This is a genomic window from Candidatus Hartigia pinicola, from assembly GCA_020541205.1.
GTDB classification, from domain to species: domain Bacteria; phylum Pseudomonadota; class Gammaproteobacteria; order Enterobacterales; family Enterobacteriaceae; genus Hartigia; species Hartigia pinicola.
On record CP048208.1, the window covers coordinates 1982152 to 1998781 of the forward strand.

At 23.6% G+C, this 16630-nt stretch carries 5 protein-coding genes; 3 read left to right on the forward strand and 2 right to left on the reverse strand.

The window, feature by feature from the left end; translation table 11 throughout:
- Positions 1–506 precede the first annotated feature (506 nt).
- Positions 507–833 (reverse strand): thioredoxin TrxA, encoded by a 327-nt coding sequence (trxA, locus tag GFV14_RS03600; RefSeq protein WP_457914295.1) that lies wholly within the window; start codon positions 831–833, stop codon positions 507–509.
- Positions 834–3492: 2659 nt separating this feature from the next.
- The gene (gene rep / locus GFV14_RS03605; protein WP_457914296.1) at positions 3493–5508 is read right to left on the reverse strand and encodes a DNA helicase Rep; all 2016 of its coding nucleotides are present in this window, start codon (positions 5506–5508) and stop codon (positions 3493–3495) included.
- Positions 5509–10432: 4924 nt separating this feature from the next.
- Here rep and GFV14_RS03610 point away from each other — a divergent pair.
- The 3 genes from GFV14_RS03610 (at position 10433) to groL (ending at position 14083) form a co-directional block, all read left to right on the forward strand.
- Positions 10433–10696, forward strand: a complete 264-nt coding sequence (locus tag GFV14_RS03610; RefSeq protein WP_457914297.1) for a DUF3811 domain-containing protein — start codon at positions 10433–10435, stop codon at positions 10694–10696.
- A 1406-nt stretch (positions 10697–12102) separates the two neighbouring features.
- Positions 12103–12396: a co-chaperone GroES gene (locus tag GFV14_RS03615; RefSeq protein WP_457914298.1), complete on the forward strand. Its 294-nt coding sequence runs from the start codon at positions 12103–12105 to the stop codon at positions 12394–12396.
- A gap of 46 nt (positions 12397–12442) precedes the next feature.
- Positions 12443–14083 (forward strand): chaperonin GroEL, encoded by a 1641-nt coding sequence (gene groL, locus GFV14_RS03620; protein ID WP_457914299.1) that lies wholly within the window; start codon positions 12443–12445, stop codon positions 14081–14083.
- Positions 14084–16630 lie beyond the last annotated feature (2547 nt).

Here is a 16630-nt window from a genome sequence, read left to right on the forward strand (position 1 = left end):
TTTCAACTAATTACATCATTACACTATTCTTATAGTAATATCGTTGTTGCGTGATATTTAGATGTATATTAAATAATTTGAATATTAGTCACTATTTGTTGATTTTTTTTTAAAACATTAAGCCTTTGTTAAAAAAGTTATTTTGTTAACTAAATGCACATTGTTAGACAATTATATAATTTTAACTATTCTTAAAATAAATCTATCCTTAGGTTATATTATCAATATCCTAGAAATAAAATTTCTGAATACTATAGCTCATATATAGTCTATGTTTATATGATAATTTAAAAAAATCAACATTATTATTTTGTTTGAATACAAAACTGACACTAAGTTAAAAAAATTATACACTTAAGAAAAATATAATAACTTATAAAATAGTTATACTAAAGGAATATCTAATAATTTTAGATCATTTTTTCATATTGAAACATAAAATTTAAAACATGATCTACAAAAAATAGACACTACTAAACATATTAGTTGAAAATAGCATATACAACTTATAAATGCTCATCTATAAGTGCTCTTAATTGTGTCTTAGACAACATACCAACTTTTGTTGCAACTACTACACCCTTTTTGATTAATAAGAGAGTTGGTATACTGCGAATATTATACGCTTTAACAGTAAGTGGGTTTGTATCAATATTTAGTTTTGAAATTACTAACTTTCCTATGTATTCTTTAGAAACTTCATAAAGCATAGGTAATAAAATTTTACAAGGACCACACCAAGAAGCCCAAAAATCAACTAAAATAGGTGAGTTTGCTTGTAATACTTCACTCTTAAAATTTGCATCAGTTATATTAATAATATTATCACTCATATCATGCTCCATAGAACTATTTTTTTGGAATTAATGTAATATTTTAAAAAAATACTTTATATTAAATAATATGCTATTATACACTCACTATTAAATACATATTCTATCACAGAATAAGCAAATCACTTTTACAAATTTTTTTATTCTATATTAAAAAATGACTAAAACGTTAACAAAAATTATTAGAAATATGTACAGTTTTTTACTTTTATATCGTACTATAAAAGACAAAATTATTATAAGCAAGTATAGACTAATTACTAATAAATATTATATCTTTAATATTTATCTTCATTACTAATTTATACATCTATTGAATTAACAAAAATTAATTTCTAATAAATCACACTGCATTCTGAATTAGCTTTATAAAGCTAATGAGTTTTTAAAAAATAATTAGTATATATTTTATAAGTATAGATTCTTCTTATAGTATTGAAAAATTCAATTAATAACAACAAATACTAAATATAATATTGATTTTCTAAATGAAATACAATAATTAATTAATGCAATAAAATACTATATTAATTTTAGAGTAATAAAAATGTTCAACTTTGATAAAGTTAATCATATTGAACATATTATATTTATTAAAAATATTTTATAAATTTTTCACTTATTTTAACATTGACTAAAATAAAATTTATTATACTCGTTCATGATTTTAAATTATACATATAATGAGCTTGTACAATAAAGGCATCATCTAAAATCTTGAATACTGAAAGTATGATCAAAGATAGTTGTATGTTTTAAAAGCACTATTTTATTTTTTAACATTAAACAATCTATTGATTATGATTTATTTTTTAAAACTATCCTGAGATGAATAAAGATGTGAACTTATTAACTCATAATATATCATATAAAAATGTTTACGAACTTTAAAAATGCCACCAAGGTAACATCAATATCTTACTGATAATTAATATGTCTATATATAATGCATATGTCTTCAGTAATGCATATCTCTCATTATGATTGAGTAAAGGAGTATAGCCATTGTCTATATTTTATTATTTTAAATAATGTAATGATAAAAATAATCACTGTATCAGTTTAACTTTCAAAAACTAATTAATTTAATTTCCTTAGAATTTAAAATATTTAACGTTTTTACTTATTAGACAATGCTATATTAAAGCTATTATTAACAACTTTATCTTCTTTAAGAATGGCTTATGATTGATATTTTACAATAGAAACTCAAAATTTTAATTTATACATTACCATGATAATCCATGATATTGACTATAAAATCACAACCTCAGCGAATATGTATCTTGAACAAAGATAATGTTTAATTATTAATAATTTTCTTGGGAAAAGGAAGATCAAAATTTTTTTTCTGTAGTTAAGTGTCTAATATCTTTTCTGTGAGTTTATATAACTAATAACTATTGTCCAAACAAACAAAAAACTTTATGAAAAAAAAGTGATGTATTGTTTTAAAAATCTATAAAATATTCTTATCTCTTACATCAGAGGTAGTCAGAATTATAATTTTTAATTAGGAAAATGATAACACGCTTAATAAAACAAAATAACTAAGACATTAAGTATATTTAAATCTTTTCTCCAATAAAAAATATACGTAATTTATGAAAATTTGGATAAACAATCCAGGAATTAGAACAGTGCTTTATGTTCCTATTTTTGAGTGTAATCAGCAAGCTAGTCTAAAGTAATTTTATGTATCGTAATTTTATTTATTTCTAATATTTTAAACCTCATAGATAAAAACTTATGTTTAACATGTTGACAGTAATTTAATTACATAACTCATTTTAAAATTGAAATAAACTTATTATTCTAATGAATCTACAAGCATTTAAATTAGCGATTTAATATTATTAGCTAAAATTTTTAAAATTAAGCACTTAACATTTGTTGTACTGAATGCTTCCCTACTAATTGATTTAATTTTGATTATACTTTTTGAAAATTAAAAAATTAATCCTATGATATTATTGAGTGAATATTTAATTTCAAGAGTATTTACAGCATACATAAATTCCTCATTACGTGAAATGTTTTTCTTGTACTCTACATTACATTTAACTGAGTTTTAAAATAATATTAAATAAATAACTAATCTTTGTTAATTAGAAAATCATTACTTAAAAGTCTTTAAATTAGAAAAAAATTTAAAATATCTGATGTATTATTAATTCTATATATTATACTTAACATCATACCCTCAAAAAGAATCCTAAACATACTAACATACGTATAACTAATTTTAATTTATTTTTACTTTTTATACATATATAAACATCTTCTTTCTGCATTATTAAATATCCACATATCCTATTAATCTTACAAAACTGAACAAAAATAAAACAAATTCCCAATAAAATTAACTAATTTATTGTGTTGATTATTGCATGTAAAATTATTTTTATTATTTTGTTGCTAAAATAATACTCATGTTACACTTAAGATTAATATAATTTTATGTATTCTTACCATTATATAATTTCATTATGAATGAATAACTCTATATATACAACAATCTTAAAACAGAAGTGAAATAATATAAAAATCTAATAAGACTTTTCAATTTTAAAATATATATAACCTTAAAAATTATTATATTTTTATATTATATAATATCACAAGTTTATGTAATGCATTTTAAGTACTGATCTTACTTTTATTTATTTAATCCTAAACGTGCTTTAATATCCGCAAGCGCGGACTGTCCTTTTTGCATCTTTTCTTTAACACTAACAACTATATGTTGTTCTTCCCATTCCAAATCATCTTGTGGCAATTCTAATAAAAAACGGCTCAGATCAGGAAATACACACTCACCATGCTGTCGACGTTCACTGCAATGAGTAAAAAACAATTCTTTTTGTGCGCGAGTTATTCCAACATAAACTAATCGTCGTTCTTCATTAATGTTCTCTTGATCAATACTAATTTGATGAGGTAATAATCCTTCATCCATACCAACAAGAAAAACATATGGGAATTCAAGTCCTTTTGAAGCATGTAATGTCATTAAATGGACCTGATTTAATTGTTCATCACATTCACTACGTTCTAGTATATAACGAAGAGTAAACCGTGTTACTACTTGATTCAATGACATAGGATCTACTAAATCATTTCCTTTTACCATGTCACTTATCCAAGAAAATAGTTGTTTAATATTTTTCATTCGCATTTCTACTACTTTAGTGTTAGTTGAAACTTCATATAACCAACTTTCATAATTTATTTCACATAATAAATTCCGTATAACTAATAAAGGTTCATATTTAGATTGTTGAATAATCTTATCGATCCAATACACAAACTGCTTGAGGGCAACTAAACCTTTACCTGTTAAAGTTTGCTCTAACCCTAAATCAAAGCTCGATTGATAAAGACTTTTTCCACGTTGATTAGCCCATGCACCTAACTTTTGAATTGTTTTCGGTCCAATTTCTCGACGAGGTGTGTTAATTATACGTAAGAATGCACTATTGTCATCAGGGTTAGTAATGACTCGAAAGTAAGCAATTAAATCTTTAATTTCTGGGAGAGAAAAAAAATCAGTACTCCCTGAGATGCGATAAGGAATGCGATTTTTTATCAAAATTTTTTCAAAAATACGAGCTTGATGATTACTCCGATATAAAATAGCGTAATCCTTGTATTGAGTTTTATTAATAAAGTGATGCGTAATCAATTCACTGATTACTTTTTCTCCTTCATGTTCTTCATTGTAAGCTGTTAATACTTTTAAAGTAGGACCATAATTAAGTTTTGAAAATAACTTTTTTTTAAATAAGTGAGGATTGTTGGAAATTAAAATATTAGCTGCTTTCAATATTCGTCCTGATGAGCGATAATTTTCCTCTAATTTAAGTACATGTAGCGTCGGGAAATCTTGACTAAGCAAAATTAAATTTTTAGGGCGTGCACCACGCCAAGAGTAGATGGATTGATTATCATCCCCTACAACAGTAAAACGAGAAGTTGGTCCAACAAGCAATTTAATTAATTGATATTGGCTTGTGTTAGTATCTTGATATTCATCCACTAGTAAATACTGAATTTTTTTCTGCCAGCGCTCACGCACGTCTTTGTTATGTAATAAAAGCAAAGTCGGATAACTAATAAGATCATCAAAATCAAGTATATTACAGCTTTTTAAGTATAAATCATAACGATGATAACATTCTAGAAAATATTTTCTTTTTTCACTTTTTTCTAGTTCTAAGACTTGATTAGGTGATACAAGATCATTTTTCCAATTTGAAATTGATGAAATTAATTGTTGTAATAAATCTTTATCTTTTTTTAACAAGTCGCTTGTAAGTTCTTTTAATAGTGCTATTTGATCTTGATTATCAATCAAAGAAAAATTAGCATTCATTTTAAGTGCTTGATATTCTCTTTTTATAATTTCTAAACCTAAAGAATGAAATGTGGAGATGATAAGACCCTTAGCTGCTTTTTTACCCAAAGTTTGAGCTAAACGCTCTTTCATTTCACTTGCTGCTTTGTTGGTAAAAGTAAGCGCCGCAATTTGTCTCGGGTTATAAGCGCACTCACGAATCAAATAAATAATTTTATTCGTAATGACTCTTGTTTTTCCTGAACCAGCACCCGCTAAGACAAGACATGGACCATTTATAAACTCAACAGCTAGTTGCTGGTTTAAATTTAATAACATGATATCTCTAAATGACGTGATTTAAATAGACTAATAATAAAATAATAACAGAAAATGCTCTTCATATAAAATTAGTGAATCTTTCCAATGAATTATATCACCGATAAAACTGAAAAACATTCCACTTATAATAAGTAAGATAATATCAAGTCGTATACTTATTTCAATCACTATTACTTTTATGATATTAGCTTTCCTATAACTATTTACATTATAGTCAAGAAATAATAAAAATTTTCAAAAAAAACGTAAATATGTCTATTAATTTAGTACCTACATATAAATAATATTCCTATACTAAAATATAACGAAAAGTAATTAATTACGAATCACTAGTTACTATAATTTACATTAATATTTATGTTATTATCAATAAATTTAATAAAACAAGCATCAATTAATTATTGATATAACATGAAAAATATTGTAAATGTTATTCTCTGCAACTAACTTAAACATATCACCTGATTATATCTTAATTATAAAAATTTTTTATATGAGTGCTACTTTAAAAAAAAATTAAAGAACTTCAATACTGCACTTCATCTGAAATAGTAATATTATTTATATTAATAATTATATGAAATTATATTACTATGAAGTGCAATTTATACAGAGACTTATAGTAAAAACAATCACTCAATCAACTTAGCTTTAGAATAGTATAAAATACTAATGTAACACCTGTGTAATTATTGCTTTCTGATTCAATTAATTATTAATTTAAATCTCACTTCACTAGATTTCTATTTATCTTTTAGATAGGGTAAATTTCTTAAGTCATTTAATAAACATATATCAATATAATAAAAAAATTACTATCTTTTCGAGAAATAATTAATGACTCAATTTTAAAAATTGACAATTTTAATAATTCAACAACTTAACTAGTAAAACATCGAATTTTAAACTTACATAAATAGATAATATAGCTATTCCAACAATATTTTCTATAGTTCAACAACCACAACTAATGCAAATTAGTAATTTTAAGTACAGTTAAATAAATCATTAATAAATATACATACAGTATTTTAATAATATTCGGAACTCGTAATAAGTAACTATTCATAGAGATTTATTTGATTTTTAATATCAATAATCGCATGATTTGTTTTACATTAATTATAAAGTGTGTTTTATTTAAACCTCAATAAATTTCTAATATATGTATGCTCAGTACATTGCTTGAGTAATAAATATTTAGGATATAATAACTTATACGATTATTAATAACTAAACAACCGTGAAAAAAATCAAAATTAATAAATACGCAACCCTATATCATTAGTGGATCGTTATTCAGAAAAAGATGTAATCAACTATATCATCACCATTAAAACACACTCAAAAAATCAAACTAATTTATATTATGTCATATAATTTATTTAAAATTTTACCAATGTTTATATACAGTATACATAAACATTGTATATCATGTTCTTATCTAAAATTGAATACTTTCTATTTAACCCTGTACTACTTGTTACCTAACTTACCGACAATCAGCTTAATGTTGTTATACATTAAAATGCATAAAACAATGAAAAAACTGTACATCCATATATGTTGCAAGCTGATTACTTATGATACTATTATTTTGGAGTAATTTAAAATTCCTCTAAAATTTCTAGACAGATAAATATGATTAATAAATTGAATAGTAAAAGTAAAATATATTTAACTCTCAATTTACTTTATTTTTAAAATATTAGAGAGAGTTATTAGTTTTATATTATGCTAAGTAGGGAATGTAAGAAAACTATTTTATTACTTTAAAAAGATGAAAAAGTTTTCCTAAACGCGCTTCTTTTTCACAAAACACACTAAGATATAATAAGTGAAATTCTTTAACTAGCAATTGTGATGCTCAAGATCATTTAAATGGAAAAAAAGATTGTTATAAATAAACACACATTAGATAATTTTACTCACTAAAAAATTTACTACTTTTAAAAACATGCTGCAATATCTTAATATTTAACATAAAATCCTGATCATAGCTAATCACACTACAATTAAGTAATATAAATAAAGCATTTTAATAGTTTTTGATTTATTAAAACTATCTTTCTTAATTCATCACAATGAATGTATAAATTATTTTATATCTTTATAAGATAACTTTCATTATTGAGAAAACATAATTATAGAAACTTATCATAATTAACTAACTACATATATTTAAGTACAGTTCAAATCATCATTAAACTATTATTAATAGACGTACACCTATTATTACGAATAAAGATCCAATCAATTACTATAACTAAAATCAATATCAGAATATATTTATATATTTTACTTGTAAGATGGTAACTTATTAAACAATTTAAAAAATAATGCAGTAAGTGAATCTAATATAATAAACTACTAGTCTAAAAATTAACTCTTGTTTTTAAACATCACAACAATATCATTTAATTAAATGTAATATTATTAAGCTTTTAGCGATACACATAGAAAATTATCAATAAAATATAATTTTAAACATACAAATACTAACTATTCACTCAACTTTTAATGTAAATATGCATGTATAATCAGCAATTATAAAGATATAATAATTATGTGAAAAATAAAAAATGTAATATTAAAATATAGCATGCTAATTCAGTGTGATTGATTATTCAGTGAATGCATTATCACGTTATGAATCTGTATTAAGCAAGTAATTGATGTCTAATCAAATACTATTTTATTGATCATTATAGCTAATGTTGTATAATTAAATTAAATGTATTTCTTTTAGTAAAAACTATACTAGAATACTAAAATCTACATATTATAAATAAAAGATATTATCTATTATCATATAATATAGCTAAATTTATCTCTATTTTAATTGCATTTTACTTTCTTAATAAAATAAAATGATTAAAATAATACATAAATGATCAGCTGGTTTTATTTTTTTACCACAATTTTTTAGATATTATTAATGGTCTGATTTTTTTTGTTTTTTATCCTTAAAAATCAATAATATAATACAAAAAATACATTTATCTTATTCAAGATTATCAAACTAAAAAACTTTCTCAATGATTAGAAATAATCTAAAATTATTAGCTTCATCATTGATTAAACTACATAAATAACGAATGAATAATTTTCTCTTCAAATTCATTTAATCACTATATTTTACTGTTTTATTCTATAAATGAATTTTACCGAAATTATCCTTAAATACAATACTATCAAATACTGTACTCAATGTTTTTTTAAAAAACATTAACAATAAATTCTAGAACGATAGAATCGAGCTTGACATTTATATACGTCTTATTATTTTTTCTATATCAAAATTTACTAATCTAGTATACACTTAAATAATAGCACATTTTAATGTTAGATTGAAAGTATTAAATTAATTGTATTTTTATACTCAAAATTTTTCACAGTATAGAATAAATATTATCTTAAAATTTCTAGCTTATATAATCTATTCTTCATTAACATGTTTTGTACTCACACAAAAGAAATTTAAACTAATTATCATTAAAAATTTATTTGTAATGTTATGCATTATGATAATGACATACAATAAAACTCGAGTATCTACTTTAATGGATTATTTAATATCTGAAAGATTTCTATATCATTATTTTTATACAAGTCGAATTCTTTTTGCTTAAAACCTTATCAAAACTCACAAAAGTTATTCTGACATTACAGATGTAGTTTATACAAACCTAATAGTTATTTTAATGCCTGCTTTAATAGTTTAAAGGTCATAATGTTACATTTATCAAAAGTTTAAAAGAGTAATCTATAACCAATATCATCTTACTAGAAAATTACTGTATCTATATAATACACCATTGTCATACACATCAAAAAAAACAGCATCCTTGAAATTCTGTCCACAGAGTATGTAAAATAATTACATTAAAAAATTCTAAATAAATATATTAAGTTATTTATATCAACATCAAGTCCTAATGACAGGTAGTATCTCTAAAATATAATAATATAAATAGCATTGTTTTGGTGAATTTAAATTACTTACGCAGCTTTTGAAATCAATAACAATTACATAACATCATATTAATACTTCAAGAGAATATTGATTCTATAGCAAACCTAATTGAAGCAAAATATACGAAGTTTTACTAATTAGATTAATTTGCAGTGTATTTAAAATAATTAATAAAAAACATAAAATGATTTATATATTTTAGTATAACTTACACAAGCAAAATTAATAACTTGTGAATTCTTATCAAAATCTATGAAAATAAATTTTAGTGTCATTAGTTATAAATGAAATAAATTTGTAAAAACTAACATATACTTAAATATATCAATATAATATTATTCACTTTATCTTTTTAAAGATGGATTGCCATCTTGAAAATGAAAAAATATCTTTAAATTGATAAAATATCGCTAACATTTTATTACTATTAATTAAAATTATCAATTATTTTATTATTTAATATGTAAAAATACTGTTATTAACTTTCTTAAAAAAATAATATCAATATCGATTTCTTTCGTTTAAAATCATTAAATATTTCAATAAAAATACTATACTTTATCTAAATTTATGAATATATTAAATTAATTCATTATCACCTAAAAAATTCAATTTCTGTAAATTTTTTAAACTGATACGTTTTTGTATTGGCTAATTTTACTTTAATAACATACATAACATAAGAATATTTTAACAGATTAAAAATTATTTCAATTTTTTATTTAGAAAAATAATAAATACAATTTTCTAATGAAAAAATGATATTTTTATATCTAACTATTGTGGTTTATTTTGATATTTACTATTTTATCTTTCTTAAATCTTGATATCTTTGTAATTACGCAATAATAAATTACCTTAGTAAAAAACTTGATATTTTCATATTGAACATTATAAATAAAATGGTACATTATAAACCCCTATATAACAACTAAGGTTATAAAAATGAAAATATTAACGCTACAAGAAATGACAGAAGCGCAAAAAACTCGAGTAAAAACAAAGTTAAATCAAGAAAGAAAAAAATGGGGGCGCGCATTAACTAATGCAGAATATGGTCGAGTTAAATCAGAAATTATTGCCAAAATTTCTAATGAAGTTCAATTAACAGTAAAAAAAAATTATGCTCAGAAAAAGAAAAATAAGATTACATTAGATAATAGCACTTATAGCTGGTCATTTAATAATCATAGCAAAGGACTTCGCTAAAAGCGTATAATCAATTCGGGTTAATACGTGACATTTCATAAACTCTTTGTCATAAAAATATATCTATCTGTTTTTAGACAGATATATTTTAAAATATATAACTACAGCTTAAGAACGGTAATTTTATTGTAATTACATAGTTACATTAATAATATAATGTTTTGTATTCAATAATAGTAAAAATAATTTTAATTATTCCTACTCTTACTTTACTTACTGTAGTATCGTTTTATTAACTGTAATAGTAACAAATTAAGTAACATATTAATGTTGTTTATAAAAATAATAGTTTAATATTATAATATAAATGTTAAAATATTTTAAATTTCAATATATTTGTATCATGATGCTCTAATAAATATTTTACAACATTTAAAAGTATTTAAGGTGTTAATCAACGTGTTCTTGATAATTATCAATAATCTATTTATATATCAATAAATCATGTAATTTATCAACACTTATAGTGAAACTAACATTACACTATAATTCATTTTACGATATATATTAAAATTAAATCATTTTATCGATACTAAATAAACAACTAATATTACTAGTTATTTTTAAATATCATTCACGCAAGTCTTTTAAATTAAGAAAAAACAATTGATTAATAATATAATACGAGTTATATATAAGAATCTATTCTTATAAATAATAGGTAAAGCACAAATACACTGCTTAATTATAAATTAGTAAGCATGAATCATGTTTACATAGTCATAAAATATATAGTCACACTTCTTACTAAGATTAAAAAACAATTTATTATCAATAGTTTTATTTAATATTGGCACTTATTTTCGTATTACAATAGATACGTAATAACTGTTAATTTTACCTAACAATTTAAAGTTTTAAGAGCATAGTCTTATCTTATGCGTATTTTTAATTAAAAAATAGGAATAATTTATTAAAACTATATAATATAAACAGAAGTAAAATTTTTTCTATGAACTGTATTAAAATATTGAAATATTATACCAAACAATTACTGTCCTTCTTTGTTTCATTATTATTTTCGATTCTTAGCTCAAGATGTTATTTTGATTTTTCCACACAAAAAACTACTTATCATGTACATAGCTTATATATTCGCCATTAGTCAGATCAGCAATAGCGTATGCATAAGCATTATCATTTATTAAAAAACACATTTAATTGTAACATCAGCAGTTAGTCAATAGCTTATTATGTCATGGATCCTAATTGATGATTACTTTTATATACACTGATCCGAGCATATTCAAAATACAAGAAAAAAATAAAATAAAAGTAAAATAAAAAATATACCCCTTGAAGTTGTTCTAAACAGCCCCAATTTCTCACATTGAGATACTAGTTTACTTATGTATTTTGATATCATTTTATACTTATTATAAATTGTAGTTATAGGAGAGATGTTAATGAAAATTCGTCCATTACATGATCGTATTATTGTTAAACGTACAGAAGTTGAGTCTAAATCTGCTGGTGGTATTGTTCTAACTGGCTCAGCAGCAGGTAAGTCTACACGTGGTGAAGTGTTAGCTATTGGTAATGGTCGTATTTTAGAAAATGGTATGATTAAAGCTTTAGATGTGAAGATTGGTGACATTGTGATTTTTAACGACGGTTATACTGTTAAATCTGAAAAAATTGATAATGAAACTGTATTAATTATGTCAGAAAGTGATGTTCTAGCAATTGTTGAAGTTTAGTATTCACTGAAAACTTCTCAACTAACAAAAAATTAAGGGAAAAATAATGGCAACTAAAGATATTAAATTTGGTAGTGAAGCACGTCTAAAAATGCTTTGTGGCGTAAATACTCTAGCAAATGCAGTTAAAGTAACTTTAGGTCCCAAGGGACGTCATGTAGTTCTAGATAAGTCATTTGGTTCACCAGTTATTACTAAAGATGGTGTTTCTGTTGCACGTGAAATCGAATTAGAAGATAAATTCGAAAACATGGGTGCACAAATGGTAAAAGAAGTTGCTTCAAAAACTAATGATGTCGCTGGTGATGGCACAACAACTGCAACAGTTTTAGCACAAGCTATTGTAGCTAAAGGTTTGAAAGCGGTTGCTGCAGGCATGAATCCAATGGATTTAAAACGTGGTATTGATAAAGCAGTTTCTGCAGCAGTGGAAGAACTAAAAGCACTATCTGAGCCTTGCTCAAACAGTAAAGCTATTGCTCAAGTCGGTACCATTTCTGCAAATGCAGATGAAAACGTTGGAAATTTAATAGCAAAAGCAATGGATAAAGCTGGTAAAGAAGGTGTCATTACTGTTGAAGAAGGTAACGGTCTTGAAGACGAATTAGATGTTGTTGAAGGTATGCAATTCGACCGTGGCTATTTATCTCCTTATTTTATTAATAAACCTGAAACAGGTTCTGTTGAACTTGAAAACCCTTTTATTCTATTAGTTGATAAAAAAATTTCTAATATCCGTGAATTACTACCAGTATTAGAAAGTGTTGCAAAAGCAAGCAAACCTTTACTTATCATTGCTGAGGATGTCGAGGGAGAAGCATTAGCTACTTTAGTTATAAATACCATACGTGGTATAGTGAAAGCAGTGGCTGTTAAAGCACCTGGTTTTGGTGATCATCGTAAAGCAATGCTGCACGATATCGCTATTTTAACTAATGCAACTATTGTCTCTGAAGAAATTGGTATGGAACTTGAAAAAGTAACATTGGAAGATTTGGGCCAAGCAAAACGTATTATAATTAGCAAAGATGCAACTATTATCATTGATGGCGTTGGTGAGGAAAGAAAAATCGCTAATCATATTACTCAAATTCGTCAACAAATACAATCATGTACTTCAGATTATGACCGTGAAAAACAACAAGAGCGTGTCGCTAAATTAGCTGGTGGTGTTGCTGTTATTAAAGTCGGCGCAGCAACTGAAGTAGAAATGAAAGAAAAACGTGCGCGTGTTAATGATGCTTTACACGCAACTCGCGCTGCTGTTGAAGAAGGAGTTGTAGCTGGTGGCGGTACCGCGTTAGTGCGTGTTGCTGCTAGACTAGAAACGTTAACAGGTGATAACGAAGATCAAAATATGGGTATTCGTGTTGCATTACGTGCTATGGAAGCGCCAATGCGTCAAATTATCGAAAACGCAGGCGAAGAAGCTTCTGTTGTTATTAATAATGTTAAAGTAGCTAAAGGTAATGAAGGTTATAACGCGGCAACAAATTCTTACGGTGATATGATAAAAATGGGAATTTTAGATCCAACTAAAGTAACGCGTTCAGCACTGCAATTTGCAGCGTCAATTTCTGCCTTAATGATTACGACAGAAGGGATGATTACTGATACACCTACTCAAAATAATGTTCCTAATAATTTAGGTGCTTCTAATATGGATGGAATGGGTGGTATGATGTAAATTATTTACCAAAATTAAGTGCATAAAGTTATAAAATATAAAAAATCGAGATTGTCGGTATAGTACCGATAATCTCGATTTTTATAAAATTTGAATACTGATTGCAATACACCATGATAAATGGTTTTTTCACAAAACCTAATCAATATTATTCATCTAAAAGATGTATTAATAAAACAAAAAAATGAAATTTAAATCTGTCACATACTTTTTACATTCATATTAAAAATGTAATGGATTATATTTTCTATTTTCATTATCAAAAGCAGTATATAATACAACATTATTCGTTGTAATAATTTTATAAAAACTAAAATTTATTAAACATTTTCTATGTTTATTATATTGTTATCATCTCTACAATATATACAATATATAAATAAACCTTAAACATCTACTACAATATATTATTTAATATTTAAAAATTTTTCTTATATGAAAAATATTATTTATAAATATTAACTAATTTTCGAATACTTTTTACTTACCAGTAATAAAAATGATATTAAAGATTCTTAAAACTAAAGATCTTAACTGATAGTAGATTATATTTGAATACCCTCTCAACAAAAATGCTCTATTTACAAGTATTACTTATTTTAAAATTTTATAAAGTAAGAATACAGGAAATATTTACTAAAATTACTAAAAGTCAATTACATTTAAAGTCAATAATGTCTAATATATAGACATCACATAAAAAAACTTACAAAAAACTTGTAGATAGATGATCATTAAACATAAAATCAATCTACTATTTTAATAATTAAGCTATACTTAACACACAATTATTCTTGTACTCAGAGTATAATAATCTTTGATTATAATATTAAGAATATGAATTTTATGTTTTATAAACACTAATAAATCACTTGAATATCATCTGTTTTATGTTCGAAATAATATCATTATCAAAAAATCCCACTACTAACAAAACGCGTAATAATATTCTTAAACAAAACAATCTTTCTTTATGAAAAAAATAATAGATTAATTTTATCCTCTAAAATCTGTAAACAATCAAAGGTTTCTTGTAATTATAATAAATAAAACTAGTCAATGTGTTTCTACATTAACACCTATATAGTAATTTACTATATTTTAAGTTTTACTTAGAATAAAAAAATCTATTCATAATTCTTCCTAATTATCTTAAATTTCTTTAAAATAACTTTAATTACACAAAACTAGTGCATATTCTAAAAAAATAAAGATACAATAAAATATACACTCTATTTAAGATTATATATAAATTTTACGTACTTATAGTTAAGTAAAAAAAATCATAAACATAATTTAAATTTATGTAAAATTAAAATATTTTTATCACTGAATTTTGGTTTTTTTTCGATATTTTTAAACTAAATATTCACAATAAAAAATATTGAAGTTTATGTTGATCTTTTAATTTTTGCTTACACTTACCGCTGTTACGATATTTTTAGAACGTAAACAAGATAATATAATGATATATTGTTTGATAATATTTATTAACTAAAAAGAAATACTTCCGCATCTTTATAAAAGATAATATATTTATATATAACATCGAATATTGTAAGAGAATATATACAATATTAAAACTAATCTTGATAAGATTGACTAAAGTTTAATTGTATTACAATTAAACTTTAGTCATGACAAATCAAAAAAAAATAAATGCATCAACATTTTATACCATGTTACCTATTTATACAAACGAGTGAGATTTTTTTTAATTTCACGTAAATAATATTAAAAATGAAAGAACATTTCTAAATTAGTTTCATGCATTCAATTCATACAAATATTTTATCATCATTATTAACATATAAATTTTAAAAAACCTCATAACAGAAAACTATTAAGTTTACTTAAACCACTTTAAAAGTCTAAAATTTAACATTTATATTATAATATAATGCAAATATTTAGTATTTCTTTATTGCTAAACGATGTATAAAAGTGATACAATGCAAAGATCAGTAACAAAGTAAACACTACTTTAATATTCATAAAATAATATTACTATTCAAGCCTCTCTTTGTACAAAATAAAATTATTGTATAATTGCTGAATTACATACATCAAAAGTACACAGAATAAGCTTTATAGATTGTTCAGAATTTTAAAACTACATTTAATCTATCTCATCCAAATAACAATTTTCTATTGTAATATGAAATAAATTAAGAAATGATTTTAATAAATTAAATCTTCTTATTTAGCATTAAAATATAATTCTCCCGGACACTTATTTATCGAAGGTATTGCGTGTATTATTATTTTATTTGTATGAAAAGTATCTCATTTAATATATCCTTCCAAAGGTTCTATCAATTTCAGAAAAAATGAGTTTCACATTAATCTTTTAAAATTTTAAAAAATCTCAAAAATAAAAAATTTACTAGAAAATTATTAAAATGTAATCAATAAAACTCATGTGAGAAGTAGTCATATAAATATAGAGCTAATTTTATAATTATTAATACAAAAAATACTCACAACTCAACATGTAGATTGAGAAAGTATTATAAATTTAATGGAAAAAATTTTAAACTTAAGCAA

Excerpts from the sequence above, each read along its gene's own strand:
- trxA (WP_457914295.1), bottom strand. The coding sequence starts at position 833 with ATGAGTGATAATATTATTAATATAACTGATGCAAATTTTAAGAGTGAA.
- GFV14_RS03610 (WP_457914297.1), top strand. The coding sequence starts at position 10,433 with ATGAAAATATTAACGCTACAAGAAATGACAGAAGCGCAAAAAACTCGA.
- GFV14_RS03615 (WP_457914298.1), top strand. The coding sequence starts at position 12,103 with ATGAAAATTCGTCCATTACATGATCGTATTATTGTTAAACGTACAGAA.
- groL (WP_457914299.1), top strand. The coding sequence starts at position 12,443 with ATGGCAACTAAAGATATTAAATTTGGTAGTGAAGCACGTCTAAAAATG.
- rep (WP_457914296.1), bottom strand. The coding sequence starts at position 5,508 with ATGTTATTAAATTTAAACCAGCAACTAGCTGTTGAGTTTATAAATGGT.